We start from the raw sequence: 20,843 nt of genomic DNA, 5'->3' as shown, positions 1-20,843 counted from the left end.
CATTAAATATTTCTTCTTTTAAATTTTGTTTTGAATTGCAAGCAAAAAAACATCCGATAATGAAGAGACTTGAGCATATTTTATTTTTCATAGGATAAAAAATTTAAAAAACAGTGTAAATAAATTCACACTGTTCTTCAACATTAATAAACAATAAAAATCAATAAATAATAAATTTAATTTTCTTTATGATGTTATTAGAAGCGTTACCTACATATAAATAATAAGTTCCTTTTTCTAATGACCAATCTGATATTTCTGTATTATAATACGCTAAACCTGAAGCGTTAATAGTAACAGAAGCTGTTTTTTTAATTCCTTTATCCAAAGAAATCTTGGCAAATCCTTTTAATTCTTTTAATGCTCTTTTAACTTTAGATTTAGGCTTACCTACATAAACTTGCACAACCTCTGCTCCTTCTCTATCACCTGTATTTGTTACGTTAAAGGTTACTTTAATTTTATCGTTCTTATTGAATTTTTCTTGGTTGATTTTTACATCAGAAATAGTAAAATTTGAATAAGACAAACCATAACCAAAAGCATATTGTGGTTCTATTTTTTTTGTATCAAACCATCTATAACCCACAAAAATATCTTCTTTATATTCTTGATCTACTCCATTTCCTGGATATGAAATTTCTCCAAAAGAATGCGCTGCATTATCGTTTAATTCTTTTGGAAAAGAAAATGGTAATTTACCTGAAGGATTTACATCACCACTAACAACATCTGCAATTGCATAACCAGCCATACCACCCAAATACCAAGTCTGTATAACTCCTTTTGTTTTTGGCAACCAATTCATTGCTACAGCATTACCTGTTAATAATAAAAAACCTAAGTTTTTATTGACTTCATAAATGCCGTTTATTAATTTTTCTTGGCCATAAGGCAATGCAAAATTTTCTCTATCATCACCTTCACTATCTTGATGATAACTTTTGTTTAATCCGCCAGCAAACAATACAATGTCTGCTTTTTTAGCCACTTCTATTGCTTTTACGTACAAAGAATCTTGATTTAAAGCTGCAGGAATGGTTGCATCGTATACAGATGGACCAGATTCATAACCCATAGTATGAATAATTTTTGCATGTTTATACCTTTCTTTTAATCCTTGTAAAGGAGAAATTTCGAAAAGTGGTTTTAATTGAGAAGAACCTCCACCTTGCGTCATATTTCTTGTGGCATTTTCTCCAATAACTGCAATAGTTATTCCTTCTTTATCTTGAATAGGAAAAAAATTATCTTGATTTTTTAATAAAACAATGCCTTCTGCTGCAACTTCTCTTGCTACTTTATGATGTTGTTTTGTATTTAGTTTTCCTAAACCTCTATCTGGATTTAAATTAGTTCTATAAATTAAACGTAAAATCCTACGTACTTTATCATTTACCAAATCTTCACTTAATTCTCCATTTTTAATCGCTTTTAAAAACGGAGTTGCTAAATAGTAATGTTCGTAATGATTAGAAGTTGTAGTACCTAAACCATCTGTACCTGTTCCCATTTCCATATCTACACCATACAAAGCAGCTTCTTTAGTAGAGTGCACTGAACTCCAATCACTGATTACAACACCATCAAAACCCCAATCAGTTTTTAGAATTTTATGTAAAATTTTGTTGTGAGTTGTATACTGCCCTCTAAATTTATTGTAAGCGCCCATTAAAGCCCAAACATTTCCTTTTTGCACAGCTGCTTTAAAAGCAGGTAAATAAATTTCGTGTAAAGCTCTGTCACTAACTTCTACATTAATTTTATCTCGCCAATGTTCTTGATTGTTTAAAGCAAAATGTTTTACGCAAGCTGCAATTCCGTTTTCTTGAACTCCTTTTATATAAGGAACAACCATTGTTGATGCCAAAAAAGGATCTTCGCCTAAATACTCAAAATTTCTACCATTAAAAGGCGTTCTATAAATATTAACACCTGGCCCTAATAGCACATCTTTTTCTCTATACCTTGCTTCCTCTCCTAGGTTATAACCGTATTTATTGGCCAATTCAGGATTAAAAGTAGCAGCTAAACAGGTTAAAGCAGGAAAAGCTGTAATTGAATCATTAGACCAACCTGCATTTTCCCAAGCATCCCAACTAATTTCTTCTCTAACTCCATGTGGTCCATCAGACATCCAAACTTCTGGTATTCCTAATCTTGCAACTCCTTTTGTACTAAACTTAGATTGCGCATGCGTCATTGCAACTTTTTCTTCTAAGGTTAAAATAGCAATTATACTATCTATTTTTGCCTCTATAAATGCTGTTGTTGCTTCACCTTTTTCTACTTGAATTTTAGGAATTTTATTTTGTGCCAGTATACAAGTTATATTAAGACATAAAATAAAAACGATGATATTCTTTTTAAACGGTACTCTCATGTTTCTAATTTAATATGGTATTGTTTTTTTTATAAAACTACTCTTTAAGGGCAAATACGAGTAAAACTTATTCTACTAAGATTAAAACATTTGTTGCATTTTTTTTGTAAAAACATTGGTTTTACTACAGAATAGCACATCTGTTATACTCCTTGCTTTAGATTTTATAGTAAAAGAATTTTCTAATTTACAGTTTTATAATACATTAGTACACATCACATTTTTATTGTAATCATTATTAAAAACAGCTAAAATTGAATTCTAAAACAAACTTCTTATTATTAATTTGTATACTTTTTTTATGGAGCTGTTCTAAAAAATCTAACAATGGAAATGAACTAAAATTCGAAACCAGTCCGTATTTATTACAACATGCCAATAATCCTGTGCATTGGAAACCTTGGAATTCAAAAACCTTAGAACTTGCTAAAAAAGAAAATAAATTAATTATTATTTCTATTGGGTATTCTGCTTGCCATTGGTGTCATGTTATGGAAAAAGAAAGTTTTACAAACGATTCTATTGCCAAAATAATGAATACTAATTTTATCAATATTAAAGTAGATAGAGAAGAAAGGCCAGATATTGATAATATTTATATGAATGCTGTACAGTTAATGACAGGCAGTGGAGGTTGGCCTCTTAATTGCATAGCTTTACCTGATGGAAGACCCATTTTTGGTGGTACCTATTTTACCAAAGAACAATGGAAAAGTGTTTTGCAAAACATTACTAAACTTTATAAAGAAAATCCCGAAAAAGCTATCAATTTTGCAAACAAGCTTACAGATGGAATTAAAAATTCTGAATTAATTACACTTAAAAAAGAGAACATCAATTTTAAAGAATCTAATATTTCTAAAGCTGTATTGAAGTGGCAACAAAATTTTGATACCATTTATGGTGGTTCTATAGATAGTCCTAAATTTCCAATGCCAAACTCTTTGGATTTTTTATTGAGATACGCGCATCAATTTAAAGATAAAAAGGTACAAAAACATATAGACAACACACTTACAAAATTAGCACATGGTGGTATTTACGATCAAATTAATGGTGGATTTTCTAGATATGCTACAGATAAAAAATGGCATATTCCACATTTCGAAAAAATGCTTTACGATAATGCTCAATTGGTAAGTCTTTATGCCAAAGCGTATCAACAAAATAAAAATCCACAGTATAAAGATGTAATTATAGAAACCTTAAACTTTGTAAAACTAGAACTTACAGATAAAAACGGAACATTTTTTTCTTCTTTAGATGCTGATAGTAAAAACAACAAAAATGATTTAGAAGAAGGTGCTTATTATTATTGGACCGCTCAAGAATTACAAGGTTTGATTAAAAATAAGTATCCTTTATTTAAAGAATATTACAACATTAACGACTTTGGTTTGTGGGAAAAAGAAAGATATGTTTTAATCAGAAAAATTTCGAATAAAGATTTTTCTAAAAAGCATAAAATAACTTCGGATGCACTTAACAAACTAGTTAAAGATTGGAAAAAAACTTTAAAAAATGCAAGAGAATTAAAAAACAAACCAAATTTAGATGATAAGGTTTTAACATCTTGGAATGCATTAATGATAAAAGGATATACAGATGCTTACAAAGCTTTAAAAAATGAAGATTATTTAAAATCAGCATTAAAAAACGCCAATTTTATTATAAAAAATCAATTAAAAAAAGACGGAACGCTTTATAGAAATTATAAAAACGGAAAGATTTCTATTCGCGCATTTTCTGAAGATTATGCCACATTAATTGATGCTTTTCTAAACCTTTACGAAGTTACCTTAGATGAAAAATGGCTAAGGCAATCTAAAAAACTCATGGATTATTGCTTAACACACTTTTTTAATAAAGAGAACACTATGTTTTATTTTATTTCTAACAAAGACTACAATTTAATCTCTAGAAAAATAAAAGTGATTGATAATGTTATTGCGTCACCAAATTCAATTTTAGCCAATAATCTATTTAAATTAGGTCTATATTTTGCTGATGAAAACTATAATAAAATTGCACATCAAATGCTAAATAACATACATACTGATGTTTTAGAAAGTGCTGCTGGTTATAGCAATTGGCTACATTTAATGGTAAACTACACCAAACCTTTTTATGAGGTTGCAACTGTAGGTAAAGAAGCAAAACTAAAAAATGATGCTCTTTTAAGCCTCTACAATCCAAATGTAATTTTGGCTGGAGATATCAAAAACAATAATACAATTCCTTTACTAAAAGATAAATTTGTTAAAGATGAAACCTACGTTTATGTCTGTAATTTTGGGACTTGTAAACTACCTCAACAAAAAGTAAGCGAAGCCATAAAATTTATAAAAAAATAAAAATCAAACTACTTTCAAACTCCCTTTTGAAACTCATATTCTTACTAATTTCTGATTGTAATTATCTGTTATATTACATTTTAAATTTTTGTTTAACTTATTTAAAAATTAATTAAACATTTTGTATCTTTGTACAAAATAAATAATTATGGCTACAGAGGATAAAATATCAAAAGATAACATTATTTCATTATATATGGAATTTGTTTTAGAAAACAATCATCAACCAAAATCTGTTTTTAGTTTTGCAAAAGACAATAATTTTGAAGAAAGTGATTTTTACAAATTTTATGCTTCTTTTGAAGCGATTGAAGAAGCCATATTTTCAGAATTCTTTCATCATACCATTAACGTTTTAGCAAAAAGTGAAGACTATGAAAACTTTGATGCAAGAAACAAATTATTAAGTTTTTACTTTACTTTTTTCGAAATGTTAACTGCCAATAGAAGTTATGTGGTTTATGCTCTAAAAGACAGCCAAAAAGATTTTAAAAAGTTAAAATCATTAAAAAAATTACGTGAAGATTTTATCGCTTACATCAAAAATTTGGGCATAGAAAAATTAGATTTAAAACAAGAAAAGCTAGAAAAAATTCAAGATAAAAGCATACAAGAATCTTCTTGGTTTCACTTATTAGTGACCATGAAATTTTGGTTGGATGATACTTCTGCTCCTTTTGAAAAAACAGATATTTTTATCGAAAAATCCATCAACGCTCGTTTTGATTTAATGGATATAAAACCGCTGAAAAGCATTATCGATTTTGGAAAATTCATCTTAAAAGAAAAAGTTAACTTTAATTAAAAAGCCTATGAAAACAATAGATTCTATACCAACTTCTAAAATTCAGAGGGCTTCTAAGTTAGTTACTACTGGAGCAAAAATTGGGGTAAATTACCTAAAATATTATGGTGATAAAATTACCAAAACCGAAGACGAAGCAAAATCGAAATTAAACGAAAATAACGCAGAAGATATTTACGATGGTTTAAAACAACTTAAAGGAAGTGCTTTAAAAGTAGCACAAATGTTAAGTATGGAAAAAAGCATTTTACCACAAGCTTATGTAGAAAAATTTTCGCTTTCTCAGTTTTCTGTACCTCCTTTATCTCCTGCTTTGGTAACCAAAACTTTTAAAAAATATTTTGGTAAAAATCCGAACGAAATTTATGATAAATTCGACTCAGTTTCTGTTAACGCAGCTAGTATTGGCCAAGTTCACAAAGCTGAAAAAGATGGTAAAAAATTAGCTGTTAAAATTCAATATCCTGGAGTTGCAGAAAGTATTGCATCAGATTTGGCTTTAGTAAAACCAATTGCAATTAAAATGTTTAACATCAAAGGTAAAGATTCTGATAAATATTTTAAAGAAGTAGAAAATAAGTTGGTAGAAGAAACAAATTATGTTTTAGAAGTTGAGCAAAGTAAAGCCATTGTTGAAGCTTGTGCACACATACCAAATTTAAAATTCCCAAATTATTATTCTGATTTATCTTCTGATAGAATTATAACTATGGATTGGATGAATGGCGTTCATTTATCTGAATTTTACACAAACAATCAAGAAGTTGCTAATAAATTAGGGCAGGCTTTATGGGATTTTTATATGTTTCAAATCCATAAATTAAAGAAAGTTCACGCAGATCCACATCCTGGAAATTTTTTAATATCACCAGAAAACGAATTAATTGTAATTGATTTTGGTTGTATGAAAACGATTCCAAATAGTTTTTATGTGCCTTATTTTGAATTGGCTAAACAAGAAAACATCTCTAATCCAGCATATTTTGAGGAAAAATTATTTGAATTAGAAATTTTACGTGAAGATGATTCTAAAGAAGAATTAGATTTTTTTAGAGCTATGTTTCACGAAATGTTAAGCTTATTTACCCAACCTTTTCAACAAGAAAAATTCGACTTTTCTGATGAAGTTTTCTTTGGTAAAATTTCAGATTTAGGTCAGAAATACGCAAAAAGCACTGAACTTAAAAACATGAATGGTAACAGAGGTTCTAAACATTTTATTTACATCAACAGAACATTTTTTGGCTTGTATAATTTAATGCACGACTTAAAAGCAAAAGATGTAGTGATTAATAATTTTAATATTTTATAATGGCATTTTTTAATTTTGATGACATTAATGCTTTAGAAAAAATTTATAAGATAAACCTTATAAACAGTTGTTCTGGCTTTAAATCTGCCAACTTAATTGGCTCTATTTCTAAAGATGGTAATACTAATGTTGCCGTTTTTAGTTCTGTTACACATTTAGGCTCAAATCCACCCACTTTGGGTTTTATTTTAAGACCTACAACTGTACCTAGAAACACGCATCAAAACTTAAAAGAGGTTGGTTATTTTACAATTAATCATATTTGGGAAGAAATTATTGAAGATGCACATCATACTTCTGCAAAATATCCAGCAAATATTTCTGAATTCGATATGACAAATTTAGAACCAGAATTTAAAGGAGAATTCAAAGCTCCTTTTGTAAAGAATGCGCCAGTGCAAATGAATATGAAATTTGTAGAAGAAATTTATGTTCCTTCTAATGATGTTATGTTGATTGTAGCTCAAATTCAAGAACTATATGTTCAAGATAAATTACTACAAGAAGATGGTTTAATCAACTTATCTAAAGGAAATATTGCTGCAATAAATGGGTTAGACACTTATACAATTCCGAAATTTAAAAAACAACTTTCTTACCAAAGACCAAAGTTAACAAACAGCTTATGAAAATTCTTGTAACAGGCGCAACTGGTTATATTGGCAAACGTTTAATTCCTTTATTATTAAACGATGGTCATACTATAGTGTGCCCTGTTAGAGATAAAAAAAGAGCAGAAAACTACTACAAAGATCAAACAAATATACATTTAGTTGAAGCTGATTTTTTAGATGCAAAATCTTTAAATCTAATTCCTAAAAACATAGATGCTGCTTATTATTTAATTCATTCTATGTCTAATTCTGCAAAAGAATTCCATGTTTTAGAAGAAAAATGTGCGTTTAATTTTAAACGATTTACAGAATCTACATCTATAAAACAAGTAATTTATTTAAGCGGAATTACAAACGACACAAAACTTTCGAAACACTTATTATCAAGAAAAAATGTAGAAAATACATTAGCTTCTAAAAAATATGCTTTGACCACTTTTAAAGCAGGAATTATTGTGGGTTCAGGGAGTTCATCCTTCGAAATTATTAGAGATTTGGTAGAAAAACTGCCAGCAATGATTGCACCTAAATGGTTAAATACCAAAACTCAACCTTTAGCGATTAGAGATGTTTTATCATTCTTACAAAAAGCATTAGCTAAAAAAGAATTGTACAATACTTCTTACGATATTTTTGGACCAGAAATTCTAACTTACAAAGAAATGCTTTTGCAATTTGCAGCCGTTAGAAAACTAAAAAGATCAATTATAACAGTGCCTGTAATGACTGCAAAATTATCTTCTTATTGGTTGTATTTTGTAACCTCAACTTCATACAAACTAGCATCTTCTTTAGTAAATTCAATGGGTGTAGAAGTTATTGGTAAAAAAAGTAATATCAATCAAGTTTTAGACATAAAACCAATGGCTTACAAAGAAGCTGTACAATTGGCATTTAATAAAATAGAGCAAAATAGCATCATTTCTAGTTGGAAAGATTCGTATATCAGTAGTGGAAAACTTAAAAATTATGTTGATGAATTTATTAATGTTCCAAAATATGGATGTTTTAGAGATTTTAAGAAAAGAAATATAAAAGACAAAGAGCGCGCTTTAAATAGAATTTGGGCAATTGGTGGAGAAACAGGTTGGTATTATGGCACTTTTCTATGGAAAATCCGTGGTTTTTTAGATCAACTTTTTGGAGGAGCTGGTTTGCGTAGAGGAAGAAGGCATCCTACAGAATTAAATGCTGGTGATGCTTTAGATTTTTGGCGCGTAATTTATGCGGATAAAGAAAAAGGCAAACTACTACTCTATGCAGAAATGATTTTACCTGGTGAAGCTTGGCTAGAATTTAAAATCGAAAAAGGAATTTTATACCAAACTGCAACTTTTAGACCTCGTGGATTAGCAGGCAGATTGTATTGGTATGCAGTGATGCCTTTTCATTGGTTCGTTTTTAATGGTATGATAAACAACATCAATAAATAATTTTGAAAAAAGAAAATCTTCCTTCTAAAAATTGCCCAGTCTGTAACAGACCTTTTAACTGGCGAAAAAAGTGGGAAAAGAATTGGGAAAATGTAAAATATTGCAGCGAAAAATGCAGAAGAAACAAAACACAACTGGCTTAATATGGTTTCGTAATAACTTACGAACAACTGATAATGTTTCTTTACAAAAAACTTTTAATCATCATAAAAAAGTAATTGCAGTCTATTTTTTTGATCCAAAATATTTTACTGTGGATGAATTTGGTTTTCAAAAAACTGCAAAATTTAGAGCCCAATTTTTAATTAATACTATCAGCAATTTAAAAGAAAATTTAGCCAAGTTAAATATTACACTTCTCACCTATTTTGATACTCCAGAAAATAAAATTTATTCTTTGTGTGATGAATTTTCTGTGGATACTATTTACACACAAAAAGAATGGACTAAAGAAGAAGTTGACACCAATACTAACATCAAAAATAGTTTAAAAAGTGATGTGAAATTTATTGAAGATTTTGATCAGTTTTTATATCATCCAGACACCGTTTCTAACAATTTTAGTAATATTCCTGATGTTTTTACACAGTTTAGAAAAAAATTAGAAAAGTATGTTCGCATTCAAGAAATTGCAACTTTTCACAAACTTCCTGAAACAAATATATTTAACAATACAACTAAAATTCCAACTTTAAAAGATTTAGGTTTTTCGGATTTTGAAATGCATCCTAAAACTGCTTTTTCTTTTTTGGGTGGAGAAACTGAAGCTTTAAAAAGATTAAATTATTATTTTTTTCAAAGTAACAAAGTTAGTTTTTATAAAAAAACAAGAAATGGTTTAGTGGGTAAAGATTATTCTACAAAATTTTCTCCTTGGTTGGCAAATGGTAGTTTATCAGCAAAAACAATTTATCATCAAGTAAAAAAACACGAAGCAGAATTTGGTAAAAATCAATCTACGTATTGGGTAATTTTTGAGTTGATTTGGAGAGATTATTTCAAATTTATTTCTTTAAAATATAATGATAAAATGTTTAAAATTGGTGGAATTTTAGACAGAAATTATCATTGGAATACTGATAAAGAAATTATACAAAATTGGATAAATGGAGAAACTAAAGATGATTTTGTAAACGCAAATATGTTAGAACTGCAGCAAACTGGCTGGATGAGCAACAGAGGCAGACAAAATGTGGCTTCTTATTTTGCAAAAGAATTACTACAAGATTGGCGAATTGGAGCAGCCTATTTTGAATCGCTTTTATTGGATTATGACGTTCACAGCAATTACGGAAATTGGATGTATGTGGCAGGAGTTGGGAATGATCCTAGAGACAGAAAATTCAACACTCAATTGCAAGCAGAACGTTATGATACCAACTATAAATTTAGAAATTTATGGTTAGAAAAAACTTTGTTTTAAATGGATATAAAAGAAATACATATCATTTTTCCACATCAATTGTTTAAAAACACTGAGGTTTTAAATAAAGTTGACGACATTATTTTGATTGAAGAATATTTGTTTTTTAATCAATATAAATTTCATCAACAAAAAATAAGTTTTCATAGAGCTACAATGAAAGCTTATGAAAATTATTTAATTCAATTGGACAAAAATGTACGATATATAAATGCAATTGATAATTTAAATGACGTAAGAAATCTACTACCAAATTTAGAAAAAGAAGGGATTACTAAAATCCATTTGATAGATCCTACAGACAATTGGTTGCAAAAACATATCCATCAAAAAAAAGGAAATTTAGAAATTATTTGGTACAACAATCCTTTATTTATCAACACAAAAGAAGAATTATCTAGTTTTTTTAAATCCACTAAAAAGAAATATTTTCAGACTTCATTTTACAAATCCGAAAGAAAAGAAAGAGATATTTTAATGGATGGAAAAAATCCGTCAGGTGGTAAATGGACGTTTGATGATGAAAACAGAAAAAAATATCCTAAAAATAAAATTGCACCACATATAAATTTCCCAGAAGAATCTGAATATCAAAAAGAAGCTAAAGAATATGTTCTCAAAAATTATAAAGAAAACTATGGAAAATTAAATGATTTTGTTGTTTATCCTATAGATTTTAAAACCTCAGAACAATGGTTACATCAATTTTTTGAAATCCGTTTTCACGAATTTGGTACTTATGAAGATGCGATTGTAAAAGAAGCACATTTTTTAAATCATAGTTTGTTATCACCTTTAATTAATGTAGGATTGTTAAACCCAAAAGAAGTTATTGAAAAAGCCATTGATTTTGCAACTAAAAATGATGTTCCTATCAATTCTACAGAAGGTTTTGTACGTCAAATTTTAGGTTGGCGAGAATTTATAAGAGGTGTTTATGAAGCCAAAGGTTCTGAAGAACGCACCAAAAATTTCTGGAAATTCTCTAGAAAAATTCCTAAATCTTTTTACAACGGAACTACTGGCATAGAACCTATTGACGATGTTATTAAAAAAGTGAATAAAACTGCGTATGCACATCACATAGAACGATTAATGATTTTAGGCAACTTTATGGTGTTGTGCGAATTTGATCCGGATGAAGTTTACCAATGGTTTATGGAACTTTTTATAGATGCTTATGATTGGGTTATGGTGCCTAATGTGTATGGAATGAGTCTGTTTGCTGATGGTGGTTTAATGAGTACAAAACCATACATAAGTAGCAGCAATTATGTAATGAAAATGAGTAATTACAAAAAAGGGAATTGGCAAAAAACATGGGATGGTTTGTTTTGGACATTTATGGACAAACACAGAGATTTCTTTTTAAGCAACCCAAGATTAGGGATGTTAATTAGAACTTTTGACAAAATGGCACAAGATAAAAAAGAATCTCATTTTAAAAATGCCGAACAATTTTTTAAACAATTAGACAATGAGCAATAGAGAAGAAATAAATATTGTTTGGTTAAAGAGAGATTTACGTTTGCAAGATAATGAGGCTATTTACAATGCTTTACAAACAAACAAAAGAGTTTTATTTTTGTATGTTTTTGAAAACTCTTTGATAAACGATGCACATTATAGCCAACGCCACTGGAATTTTATAAAACAATCGATTCAAGATCTTAATCAAGATTTAGAAAATTATAACACCAAAATTCTCTCTGTAAATTCAGAAGTTATCAATGTATTTAATCAACTGCAAACCTATTTTAAAATTGATACTGTTTTTTCGCATCAAGAAACAGGATTATTAATTACCTATAATCGCGATAAAGATTTTAAAAGATATTGCAGAAACAACAATATCAATTGGATAGAAAACAATAACAATGGAGTTTTAAGAGGATTGTTAAACAGAGAAGATTGGTTCGAAAAATGGGATGACTATATGAATGCCAATCCATTTAAAACTAATTTTAAGAACGATGATTTTATCAATATTGATGAAATTCTAGCATTAGAAAAGAGATTTATTACCACAGATTTAGAAACTGAAAATAATCCTTATTTTCAAAAAGGAGGCACAAAAATGGCTTGGAGATATGCCAATGGTTTTTTTAAAGAAAGGCACAAAAACTACATGTATCATATTTCTAAACCAGCATTGTCTAGAGAAAGTTCGAGCAGATTATCGCCTTATATTGCTTGGGGAAATGTTTCCATTCGTCAGATTTATCAAAAAACACAAGAATACATTACCGATGAAAATAAAAAACACTTGGGCGCATTTATTTCTAGATTAAGATGGCAAGCGCATTTTATTCAAAAATTTGAAATGGAACATACCATGGAAGAAGCTAGTGTAAATAAAGGCTATCATAAATTAAAGAAAAACCTTTCTGAAGCCTACCAAAAAGCTTGGAGAGAAGGCCAAACTGGTTTTCCTTTAGTAGATGCTAGCATGCGTTGTTTAGTAGAAACTGGTTATTTAAATTTTAGAATGCGTTCTATGTTAGTTTCCTTTTTTACGCATATTTTATGGCAACCTTGGCAAGCTGCTACACATCATTTATCGCAACAATTTTTAGATTTTGAACCTGGTATTCATTTTCCTCAATTGCAAATGCAAGCCGCAGAAACTGGCATTAATAATATCAGAATTTATAATCCGATTAAAAATAGTTTAGAACATGATGCTGATGCAACATTCATTAAAAAATGGGTGCCAGAATTAGCAAATTTACCTTTGGCTTTTATTCACGAACCCTATTTAATGACTCCTATGGATGAGCAATTCAATAGTTTTAAATTAGGCGAAAATTATCCTTTTCCTATTGTTGATGGAAAAACTGCAAGAAAAAAAGCAAGTGATATTCTTTTTGGAATGCGAACAAATCCTGAAGTTTTATCAGAAAATTTTAGAATTCTAAAAAAACACACATTATCAGATAGAAAAAGGATGTTAAACAGCAACTAAACTATAGTTTTTGAACAAATTATAATGCTTTGTTAATTTTTGTTTAACTATTTTTATGTTTCGTTAAACATTACTATATTTGATGTGTTAATGATTTACAATACAACACATACAAACAAAGAAGCAGTATCAATGTTTAATAATTTATTAGGCAAACCTTTTTCATTTTTACAATCTATAAAAATGAAAGGAACTGGTTCTAAAAGAATGATAATAGAAGAAGTAAGTCCTAGTTTCTTTAAATATATGAATTCAGTTTCTGATATTAATTATGGAAATATTGAGCTAAGAGAAAAAGGAATTTTATTACACATTAATAAAGGTTTGCAAAATTTTAGCTGGGCAATTCCCTTTTATCAATTACACATTTATAAAACTTGCGGCTTTAGCATTCACGCTCAAGGAAATTTTGTAAGATTTAAAAACAATAAATTATTGAAAGAAAACAAGAAATTTCTCGACAAAATAATTAACCTAAAAATAGAAAACGACAAAGAGTATGAATTCTATGATGTTATAAATTAATTCTATAGAGAATGAAGTTAGATGGAATAGCAATTGATAGAATTATAGAAATGGCTTGGGAAGACAGAACAACTTTTGAGGCCATACAGTTTCAATTCGGATTAAAAGAACAAGAAGTTATTAATTTAATGCGAAAAGAAATGAAACCTTCTAGTTTTAGAATGTGGAGGAAAAGAGTGCAAGGAAGAAGAACAAAACACCAAAAATTAAGAACATTCGCAAAAGGCAGATTTAAATGTTCTAGACAAAAATCAATATCTAATAACTCTATAGCAAAAAGATAAAAACAGTGCTTTGCTTTTAAGATTAGAGTACTTAAAGACAGCACATTAAAAAGACAAATAATGATTACAGAAGTAGTATTAAAAGAAAAACAAACAGACCAAAAATTAAATGGATTTTCATTCGAAGAAATTGGAGATGACCATTTATACACTGGTTTAGAAACCCCAATGAAAAGAGGTGCATTCTTACTTTCTGATGATGAAAAGAAAGAAAAAATTGAAGGTTTATTTTCTGAAATTATGGATGTAATGGGGCTTGATTTAACTGATGATTCTTTACAAGGCACTCCTAAAAGAGTTGCCAAAATGTATATAGATGAAATTTTTTCAGGATTAAATCCTGCCAACAAACCAAAAGTGGCATTGTTTGACAATAAATATCAATATAACCAAATGTTGGTAGAAAAAAACATTACGTTTTATTCTAATTGCGAGCATCATTTTGTACCCATTATTGGTAAAGCACACGTAGCCTATATCTCATCAGGTAAAGTTATTGGTTTATCAAAATTAAATAGAATTGTACAGTATTATGCAAAAAGACCACAAGTACAAGAACGTTTAACAAATCAAATTGCTGAAGAATTAAAAAACATATTAGAAACAGAAGATGTTGCAGTTATAATAGACGCAAAACATCTATGTGTATCATCTAGAGGAATTAAAGACGATACTTCATCCACAGTAACTTCTTACTTTGGTGGTAAATTTAACAACCAAGATAAAATTCTTGAATTACAAAATACATTAAAATATTAAGTTATGGAACTTATTGACAAGGCATTAGAATTCGAAAAAAGAAAAATGAGATTCCCAACTACAAGCGACAGAATCTTAGCAGCAAGAGAAGCAAAATCTTTAATTTTAAGCTTAAACGAAGTTTATAAAAAAAGTAAAGACAAAAATATAATGGACATTATGAAACGATTAACGGCCATAAAACAAAGAATTGAAAAGCGTTTAAAAGGGAAACCACTAACAGCAGCATAATATTTTTCAGATTTTTCTTGCAGTTCTAACTTTTATAATTATATTGCCAAATTAGATATTAGATAAAAGAGAGAAACGAAAGAATGAATTTATTAGAAAGAGCTGTAGAGTTTGAGAACAGAAAATTCTCATTTAAAACCACAAGTGACCGTATTTTAGCCTCTAGAGAGGTAAAAGCTTTAATATTAGAGCTTAATGAAGTTTACAAACAAGAAAAAGATCCAGAAATAATGGATCAAATGAAGCGCTTAACAGCAGTTAAACAAAAAATTGAAAAGCGCTTGAAAGGAAGACCTTAAAGCAAATGACTAAAATTTTAATTATTGGAGGAAGCAAAGGAATTGGTAATGCAATTATCAATGCTTTGGTTAATGAAAACAAAATTATTAACATTAGCAGAACTGCGCCTTTGCAGCCTCACAGTAATTTAACACACTATTCGTGTGATATTCTTAAAGATGATTTACCAGGTATTGATGAAATAGATTCGTTAATTTATTGTCCTGGTAGTATCAATCTAAAACCAATTTCTAGACTTGAATTAGAAGATTTCAGAAGCGATTTTGAAATTAATGTTATTGGTGCTGTAAAGGCAATTCAACATTATTTACCTTCATTAAAAAAAGGAAGCAATCCTTCAATAGTATTATTTAGTACTGTTGCTGCAAAATTAGGGATGCCTTTTCATGCAAGTGTTGCTGCAGCAAAATCTGCTGTAGAAGGTCTTACAAAATCTTTAGGTGCAGAATTTGCACCAACGATTCGTGTAAACGCAATTGCACCCACTGTAACAGATACTGACTTAGCAGCTAAATTATTACGTAACGAACGTTTAATAGACAGCATTAAAGAACGTCATCCTCTTAAAAAAATCTTGGATCCAAATGAAGTTGCAGATCTTGCTACTTTTTTAATTTCTGATAAAGCAAAATCTATATCTGGTCAAATTTTTGAGTTAGACTGTGGTATTGTAAGTTTTAAAATATAACAACATTACATTTATGACTGATATTTATAATATAGAGATTAATAGTCTCCAGAATAACCCTATACAATTATCAAACTTTAAAGGGAAATACATTTTATTTATAAATGTGGCTTCTAAATGCGGTTTTACACCTCAATATAAAGAATTAGAAAAACTACATCAAACCTATAAAGACAAGTTAGTTGTAATTGGTGTTCCTTGTAATCAATTTGGAAGTCAAGAACCAGGATCATCAGAAGAAATTCAAGAATTCTGCCAAGTAAATTATGGCGTATCTTTTTTAATTACTGAAAAAATTGATGTAAAAGGAATTAACCAACATCCTCTATATTCTTGGCTCACTAAAAAAGATTTCAACGATAAAAAAAGCTCTTCTGTAAAATGGAACTTTCAAAAATATTTAGTTTCTCCAGAGGGTAAATTAATTGATTATTATTTTTCAATTACAAAACCATTAAGTTCTAAAATTACAAAACATTTAAAATAGATAGAATGTTTGGATTATTTAAAAAGAAATCAGAAATAGAAAAGCTTCAAGAGAAATATAAAAAATTAATGGAAGAAGCTTATAAATTACAATCTATAAATAGAAGTGATAGCGATCAAAAATATTTAGAAGCAGATACTCTTTTAAAGAAAATAGAATCTTTACAAGCATAATAAATATGAAACAATTAAAACTTACTTTTTTATTTTTAGTAATTAATTTTGTTGGTTTAGCCATTGGTAGTTTGTTAATGAATAATGGGCCAACTTCAGATTGGTACGTTAATTTAAATCAAGCTCCTTGGACACCTCCAGGTTGGGTTTTTGGTGTAGCTTGGACTTTAATAATGTTTTTTTTCTCTGTGTATTTAGCCAAATTATTTACTGTGGAAAATTCTTTGAAAATGAAAATTATTTTTCTTTTTCAATTTATTTTAAATGTAAGCTGGAACTATATTTTCTTTAATAAACATCTAGTACTGTTTGGCTTAATTACCATTGTGTTATTAACGTCTCTACTATTTATTTATTTTTTTAAATTAAGCACCAAAGTTAATAATTATAAATATTTACTTTTACCTTACATGGTCTGGTTGTGCATTGCCACTTCTTTAAATCTTTACATTTTAATTCATAATTAAATAACAAAAAGTAGTATGAATAACATACAAAAAACTGAAAATAATATAGCTGATTTAAGAACAAAACTTAAGGAACATAAACTCTATAAAAACTTAAATTCTTTAGATGATATTAAGATTTTTATGGAAAACCACGTATTTGCTGTTTGGGATTTTATGTCGCTTTTAAAAAGTTTACAAAATCATTTAACAAATGTAAATATTCCTTGGACACCACCAAAAAACCCAACATTATCAAGGTTTATAAACGAAATTGTTCGCGAAGAAGAAAGTGATGTAAATGAAATTGGTGTACCTAAAAGTCATTTTGAAATGTATATGGATGCCATGCATCAAATTGGTGCAAAAACTAATAAAATAGATACATTTATAGACTTAATTTCTGATGGTAATGAATTAAATTATGCTTTTAGTGAAACACAGTTAAACCAAAAAGTTGTAGATTTATTAAATTTTACATTTTCTATTATTAATACTAAAGAACCACATTTAATTGCAGCAGCTTTTACTTTTGGTAGAGAAGATATTATACCAGATATGTTTATAGAAATTCTACAAAATGCTGATGCAGATAATAAATTATACTACAAACTAAAGTATTATTTAAAAAGACATATAGAACTTGATGGAGATGAACATGGGCCACTTTCTCTAAAAATGGTTGCAGAACTTTGTGGTAATGATGATGAAAAATGGAAAAATGCAAATATCGTAGCAAGAAAAGCATTGTTAAAAAGAATTGAACTTTGGGACGGAATTAATGATTTAATAAAAAATAAAGAATCAAATAATACCAAACCCATTTTAAAATAAACAACCTTGAAAATCTACACTTTACATAAGAAACAAAATTTACCAATTTCTTTAGAAAAAGCTTGGAAATTTTTATCTAGCCCAAAAAACCTAAAAACAATTACACCAGATTACATGAGTTTTGATATTATTTCTGATATAGATAAACCTATGTATCCAGGGCAAATTATTCAATATATTGTTACTCCAATTCTTGGGATTAAAACAAAATGGGTTACCGAAATTACACACGTTAAAGAATTAGAATATTTTGTTGATGAACAACGTTTTGGACCTTATGCTTTATGGCATCACAAACATTTTATTAAAAAAATTGATGGTGGTGTAGAAATGGAAGATATTATAGATTACAAATTACCTATGGGTATTTTAGGCCAAATAGTACATCCTTTTTTGGTAAAACCAAAATTGGAGGAAATATTTGCTTACAGACAAAAAAAATTACATGAACTTTTTGGGGAATATAAATAAATGAAATCAGCAATTAACATTTTTTGGTTTAGAAGAGATTTACGTTTAGAGGATAACTGCGGGTTATATCATGCATTAAAATCTGATAATAAAGTTTTACCTATTTTTATTTTTGATGATGATATTTTATCAAAATTACCAAAAGATGATGCTCGTGTTACTTTTATTCATCAAGAGTTAGAGAGCATAAATAATCAATTAAAAAAAGTTGGAAGTTCTTTGGCTGTTTTTCAAGGAAAACCGAAAGAAATTTATCAAGAATTATCAGAAAAATATAATCTTGATACTGTTTTTACAAACCACGATTATGAACCTTATGCTAAAACTAGAGATTTAGAAATTAAAGATTTTTTAGCATCAAAAGAAATTGATTTTAAAACTTATAAAGATCAAGTAATTTTTGAAAGAAATGAAATTGTAAAGCAAGATGGAACAGCTTATAAAGTTTACACACCTTACTCAAAAAAATGGTTAGAAGCTTTTCAATTTAAAGGACTTCAATTTTATCCATCAGAAGAAAATTTAGGTAATTTTATCAAAAAAGAAAATAATACTTTTTTAAGTTTATCTGATATTGGTTTTACAAAATCTAAAATAAAAGTTGCTTCTTATAAAGTTTCTTCAAAATTAATTGATGATTATGAAGAAACTAGAAATTTCCCAGCAAAGGATGCTACATCAAAATTAGGCACACATTTACGATTTGGAACTGTTAGCATCAGAAAAATGGTAGAAAAGGGGCAAAAAAGTAATAATATTACTTTTTTAAAGGAATTAATTTGGCGAGAATTTTTTATGCAAATTCTATGGCATTTTCCACATACTGTAAACGATAGTTTTAAACCCAAATACGATAGAATTGTTTGGAGAAATAACGAAGCCGAATTTAATGCTTGGTGTAAAGGACAAACTGGTTATCCTTTAGTTGATGCTGGTATGCGTGAACTAAACCAAACTGGTTTTATGCACAATAGAGTGCGTATGTTAGTGGGTAGTTTTTTATGCAAACATTTACTAATTGATTGGAGATGGGGTGAAGCTTATTTTGCAGAAAAATTACATGATTATGAAATGGCAAGCAATGTTGGTAATTGGCAATGGGTGGCTGGTTCTGGAGTAGATGCATCACCATATTTTAGAATATTTAATCCTACAACTCAAATTAAAAAGTTTGACAAAGATTTACAATATATAAAAAAATGGGTGCCAGAATTTGAAGAATTAACCTACGCCAAAGAAATTGTAGAACATAAAGCTGCTAGAGAACGTTGTCTAAAAATTTATAAACAAGCAGTCTCTTAATAAACTTGTGTTCTTAAAAATTGTGATTTTTTTTAAATCAATAAAACTAACAATTATTTAATATTTTGTATTTCAATTTTTTATAACTTTAAGCAATTACTAAAAACTTAAAATTATGAATACATTAGAAGTAGCTACAAAATGGAAACAAATGTGCCTTGAAGGTAAAAATATTGAGTGCATAGAAGAACTTTATGCAGATAATATTGTTAGTAAAGAAATGCCAGGAGTACCTTATGGAGAAGTGCTTACAGGTAAAACAGAAGTTCTAGAAAAAAGTAAACAATGGTTAGATGATGTTATTGAATTTCATAGTAATGAAATTTCTGAACCTTTAATTGCTGGTAAACACTTTTCTAGTAAAATGGCTTTTGATGTAACATTTAAAAGTAGAGGAAGACAACAAATGGAAGAAGTTTGCGTTTTTAGTGTAGAAGATGGCAAAATTGCAACTGAGCAATTTTTCTATTCGATGTAAAATTTATTATTCTTGACTTAAAAAGCTTCAATTTCTTGAAGCTTTTTTTATTTTTTCTACGCTAAATTAAATCAGAATTTACTTTCTTTTTAACAACAACCAGAACTTGGGTTACAGCAAGAACTCTCTACTTCTGCTATTTTTACTTTTGGTTTTGCTTCTGGAATTCCACAGGCATCTAATGCCAAACAAGCAGTAATTTTTGAGATTAATAAAAAGTTTTTACCATCAAAATCTAAATTGTATTTACCAATTGTTTCTTTACCTTGATATTCTACTTCAATTTCTAAATCATCAAAATTAAAAATACGTTCAGACAATTCTATAATTTTAACTAATTTCTCTGGATGCAATCTGTGATCGTAATCATTTTCTTCCCAAAGTTGAAAATTGATAACAGTTTCGCTTCTTACTTTACCTCCACAATCTATAAAATCTCTTGTTATTCTACCTACTTCTGTTACGTGAAAATGTGCAGGAACTAACTCTCCATTTGGTAATTGAAAACCAATAGTTTCTAATTTATTTAGGTGGTTTTTAATTTCTGATAACTTCATATTTTGTCTTTTTAAAATT

24 protein-coding genes are annotated in these 20,843 nt (G+C 28.5%); 22 read left to right on the top strand and 2 right to left on the bottom strand.

Annotated features, from left to right (window positions below; all coding sequences use genetic code 11):
• Positions 1-160: 160 nt before the first annotated feature.
• The gene (locus tag KO506_RS15540; RefSeq protein WP_215995845.1) at positions 161-2,383 is read right to left on the bottom strand and encodes a beta-glucosidase; all 2,223 of its coding nucleotides are present in this window, start codon (positions 2,381-2,383) and stop codon (positions 161-163) included.
• 254 nt (positions 2,384-2,637) lie between these two features.
• Here KO506_RS15540 and KO506_RS15535 point away from each other — a divergent pair, with 254 nt between their 5' ends.
• From KO506_RS15535 to KO506_RS15430, 22 genes are all read left to right on the top strand, one after another.
• Positions 2,638-4,737 (top strand): thioredoxin domain-containing protein, encoded by a 2,100-nt coding sequence (locus KO506_RS15535; RefSeq protein ID WP_215995844.1) that lies wholly within the window; start codon positions 2,638-2,640, stop codon positions 4,735-4,737.
• A 148-nt stretch (positions 4,738-4,885) separates the two neighbouring features.
• The gene (locus KO506_RS15530; RefSeq protein ID WP_215995843.1) at positions 4,886-5,542 is read left to right on the top strand and encodes a TetR family transcriptional regulator C-terminal domain-containing protein; all 657 of its coding nucleotides are present in this window, start codon (positions 4,886-4,888) and stop codon (positions 5,540-5,542) included.
• A gap of 7 nt (positions 5,543-5,549) precedes the next feature.
• Positions 5,550-6,854, top strand: coding sequence for an ABC1 kinase family protein (locus KO506_RS15525; RefSeq protein WP_215995842.1), 1,305 nt, complete (start codon positions 5,550-5,552; stop codon positions 6,852-6,854).
• Positions 6,854-7,483 (top strand): flavin reductase family protein, encoded by a 630-nt coding sequence (locus KO506_RS15520; protein WP_215995841.1) that lies wholly within the window; start codon positions 6,854-6,856, stop codon positions 7,481-7,483. The genes KO506_RS15525 and KO506_RS15520 overlap by 1 nt, the downstream gene beginning before the upstream one ends.
• On the top strand, positions 7,480-8,901 hold the full coding sequence (locus KO506_RS15515; RefSeq protein WP_215995840.1) for an SDR family oxidoreductase: 1,422 nt from the start codon (positions 7,480-7,482) through the stop codon (positions 8,899-8,901). Before KO506_RS15520 ends, KO506_RS15515 begins: the two co-directional genes overlap by 4 nt.
• A gap of 2 nt (positions 8,902-8,903) precedes the next feature.
• Entirely contained in the window at positions 8,904-9,044 is a 141-nt protein-coding gene (locus tag KO506_RS15510) for a DUF2256 domain-containing protein (protein ID WP_215995839.1), read from the top strand.
• Positions 9,014-10,324 (top strand): DASH family cryptochrome, encoded by a 1,311-nt coding sequence (locus KO506_RS15505; RefSeq protein WP_215995838.1) that lies wholly within the window; start codon positions 9,014-9,016, stop codon positions 10,322-10,324. The genes KO506_RS15510 and KO506_RS15505 overlap by 31 nt, the downstream gene beginning before the upstream one ends.
• A complete protein-coding gene (locus tag KO506_RS15500) occupies positions 10,325-11,812 on the top strand; it encodes a cryptochrome/photolyase family protein (RefSeq protein WP_252726891.1) in 1,488 nt (495 codons plus the stop codon).
• Positions 11,802-13,289, top strand: a complete 1,488-nt coding sequence (locus KO506_RS15495) for a cryptochrome/deoxyribodipyrimidine photo-lyase family protein (protein WP_215995837.1) — start codon at positions 11,802-11,804, stop codon at positions 13,287-13,289. Before KO506_RS15500 ends, KO506_RS15495 begins: the two co-directional genes overlap by 11 nt.
• Positions 13,290-13,379: 90 nt before the next feature.
• Entirely contained in the window at positions 13,380-13,814 is a 435-nt protein-coding gene (locus KO506_RS15490) for a hypothetical protein (protein ID WP_215995836.1), read from the top strand.
• A gap of 11 nt (positions 13,815-13,825) precedes the next feature.
• Positions 13,826-14,098, top strand: a complete 273-nt coding sequence (locus tag KO506_RS15485) for a TIGR03643 family protein (RefSeq protein ID WP_215995835.1) — start codon at positions 13,826-13,828, stop codon at positions 14,096-14,098.
• Positions 14,099-14,158: 60 nt separating this feature from the next.
• Complete coding sequence (folE, locus tag KO506_RS15480) at positions 14,159-14,857, top strand: GTP cyclohydrolase I FolE (protein WP_215995834.1); 699 nt, start codon at positions 14,159-14,161, stop codon at positions 14,855-14,857.
• A gap of 3 nt (positions 14,858-14,860) precedes the next feature.
• Positions 14,861-15,088 carry a hypothetical protein gene (locus tag KO506_RS15475; RefSeq protein WP_215995833.1) on the top strand — a complete coding sequence of 76 codons (228 nt, stop codon included), beginning with the start codon at positions 14,861-14,863 and terminating at the stop codon, positions 15,086-15,088.
• Positions 15,089-15,171: 83 nt separating this feature from the next.
• Positions 15,172-15,387: a hypothetical protein gene (locus KO506_RS15470; RefSeq protein WP_215995832.1), complete on the top strand. Its 216-nt coding sequence runs from the start codon at positions 15,172-15,174 to the stop codon at positions 15,385-15,387.
• 5 nt (positions 15,388-15,392) lie between these two features.
• Positions 15,393-16,076 (top strand): SDR family NAD(P)-dependent oxidoreductase, encoded by a 684-nt coding sequence (locus KO506_RS15465; RefSeq protein ID WP_215995831.1) that lies wholly within the window; start codon positions 15,393-15,395, stop codon positions 16,074-16,076.
• Between the two features lie 13 nt (positions 16,077-16,089).
• Positions 16,090-16,563, top strand: a complete 474-nt coding sequence (locus KO506_RS15460) for a glutathione peroxidase (protein ID WP_215995830.1) — start codon at positions 16,090-16,092, stop codon at positions 16,561-16,563.
• 5 nt (positions 16,564-16,568) lie between these two features.
• Entirely contained in the window at positions 16,569-16,736 is a 168-nt protein-coding gene (locus KO506_RS15455) for a Lacal_2735 family protein (protein WP_215995829.1), read from the top strand.
• 5 nt (positions 16,737-16,741) lie between these two features.
• Positions 16,742-17,203 carry a TspO/MBR family protein gene (locus KO506_RS15450; RefSeq protein WP_215995828.1) on the top strand — a complete coding sequence of 154 codons (462 nt, stop codon included), beginning with the start codon at positions 16,742-16,744 and terminating at the stop codon, positions 17,201-17,203.
• Between the two features lie 15 nt (positions 17,204-17,218).
• Complete coding sequence (locus KO506_RS15445) at positions 17,219-18,016, top strand: DUF3050 domain-containing protein (protein ID WP_215995827.1); 798 nt, start codon at positions 17,219-17,221, stop codon at positions 18,014-18,016.
• Between the two features lie 6 nt (positions 18,017-18,022).
• A complete protein-coding gene (locus KO506_RS15440; protein ID WP_215995826.1) occupies positions 18,023-18,487 on the top strand; it encodes an SRPBCC family protein in 465 nt (154 codons plus the stop codon).
• Positions 18,488-19,789: a cryptochrome/photolyase family protein gene (locus KO506_RS15435; RefSeq protein ID WP_215995825.1), complete on the top strand. Its 1,302-nt coding sequence runs from the start codon at positions 18,488-18,490 to the stop codon at positions 19,787-19,789.
• A 115-nt stretch (positions 19,790-19,904) separates the two neighbouring features.
• Entirely contained in the window at positions 19,905-20,267 is a 363-nt protein-coding gene (locus KO506_RS15430) for a nuclear transport factor 2 family protein (protein WP_215995824.1), read from the top strand.
• Between the two features lie 89 nt (positions 20,268-20,356).
• Here KO506_RS15430 and KO506_RS15425 read toward each other — a convergent pair whose 3' ends face one another.
• Entirely contained in the window at positions 20,357-20,824 is a 468-nt protein-coding gene (locus KO506_RS15425; protein WP_215995823.1) for a DUF6428 family protein, read from the bottom strand.
• Positions 20,825-20,843: the final 19 nt, after the last annotated feature.

Origin of the sequence: Polaribacter vadi (assembly GCF_018861005.1) — a bacterium.
In the GTDB taxonomy this organism is placed as follows: domain Bacteria; phylum Bacteroidota; class Bacteroidia; order Flavobacteriales; family Flavobacteriaceae; genus Polaribacter; species Polaribacter vadi_A.
Note: the sequence above shows the minus strand (reverse complement) of the source record. Positions and strands in the feature narration are given on the sequence as shown.

What these genes read in the sequence shown, in the direction of transcription:
- KO506_RS15540 (WP_215995845.1), bottom strand. Translation starts at nt 2,383, where the DNA reads ATGAGAGTACCGTTTAAAAAGAATATCATCGTTTTTATTTTATGTCTT.
- KO506_RS15530 (WP_215995843.1), top strand. Translation starts at nt 4,886, where the DNA reads ATGGCTACAGAGGATAAAATATCAAAAGATAACATTATTTCATTATAT.
- KO506_RS15525 (WP_215995842.1), top strand. Translation starts at nt 5,550, where the DNA reads ATGAAAACAATAGATTCTATACCAACTTCTAAAATTCAGAGGGCTTCT.
- KO506_RS15520 (WP_215995841.1), top strand. Translation starts at nt 6,854, where the DNA reads ATGGCATTTTTTAATTTTGATGACATTAATGCTTTAGAAAAAATTTAT.
- KO506_RS15515 (WP_215995840.1), top strand. Translation starts at nt 7,480, where the DNA reads ATGAAAATTCTTGTAACAGGCGCAACTGGTTATATTGGCAAACGTTTA.
- KO506_RS15505 (WP_215995838.1), top strand. Translation starts at nt 9,014, where the DNA reads ATGCAGAAGAAACAAAACACAACTGGCTTAATATGGTTTCGTAATAAC.
- KO506_RS15500 (WP_252726891.1), top strand. Translation starts at nt 10,325, where the DNA reads ATGGATATAAAAGAAATACATATCATTTTTCCACATCAATTGTTTAAA.
- KO506_RS15495 (WP_215995837.1), top strand. Translation starts at nt 11,802, where the DNA reads ATGAGCAATAGAGAAGAAATAAATATTGTTTGGTTAAAGAGAGATTTA.
- KO506_RS15490 (WP_215995836.1), top strand. Translation starts at nt 13,380, where the DNA reads ATGATTTACAATACAACACATACAAACAAAGAAGCAGTATCAATGTTT.
- KO506_RS15485 (WP_215995835.1), top strand. Translation starts at nt 13,826, where the DNA reads ATGAAGTTAGATGGAATAGCAATTGATAGAATTATAGAAATGGCTTGG.
- folE (WP_215995834.1), top strand. Translation starts at nt 14,159, where the DNA reads ATGATTACAGAAGTAGTATTAAAAGAAAAACAAACAGACCAAAAATTA.
- KO506_RS15475 (WP_215995833.1), top strand. Translation starts at nt 14,861, where the DNA reads ATGGAACTTATTGACAAGGCATTAGAATTCGAAAAAAGAAAAATGAGA.
- KO506_RS15470 (WP_215995832.1), top strand. Translation starts at nt 15,172, where the DNA reads ATGAATTTATTAGAAAGAGCTGTAGAGTTTGAGAACAGAAAATTCTCA.
- KO506_RS15465 (WP_215995831.1), top strand. Translation starts at nt 15,393, where the DNA reads ATGACTAAAATTTTAATTATTGGAGGAAGCAAAGGAATTGGTAATGCA.
- KO506_RS15460 (WP_215995830.1), top strand. Translation starts at nt 16,090, where the DNA reads ATGACTGATATTTATAATATAGAGATTAATAGTCTCCAGAATAACCCT.
- KO506_RS15455 (WP_215995829.1), top strand. Translation starts at nt 16,569, where the DNA reads ATGTTTGGATTATTTAAAAAGAAATCAGAAATAGAAAAGCTTCAAGAG.
- KO506_RS15450 (WP_215995828.1), top strand. Translation starts at nt 16,742, where the DNA reads ATGAAACAATTAAAACTTACTTTTTTATTTTTAGTAATTAATTTTGTT.
- KO506_RS15445 (WP_215995827.1), top strand. Translation starts at nt 17,219, where the DNA reads ATGAATAACATACAAAAAACTGAAAATAATATAGCTGATTTAAGAACA.
- KO506_RS15435 (WP_215995825.1), top strand. Translation starts at nt 18,488, where the DNA reads ATGAAATCAGCAATTAACATTTTTTGGTTTAGAAGAGATTTACGTTTA.
- KO506_RS15430 (WP_215995824.1), top strand. Translation starts at nt 19,905, where the DNA reads ATGAATACATTAGAAGTAGCTACAAAATGGAAACAAATGTGCCTTGAA.
- KO506_RS15425 (WP_215995823.1), bottom strand. Translation starts at nt 20,824, where the DNA reads ATGAAGTTATCAGAAATTAAAAACCACCTAAATAAATTAGAAACTATT.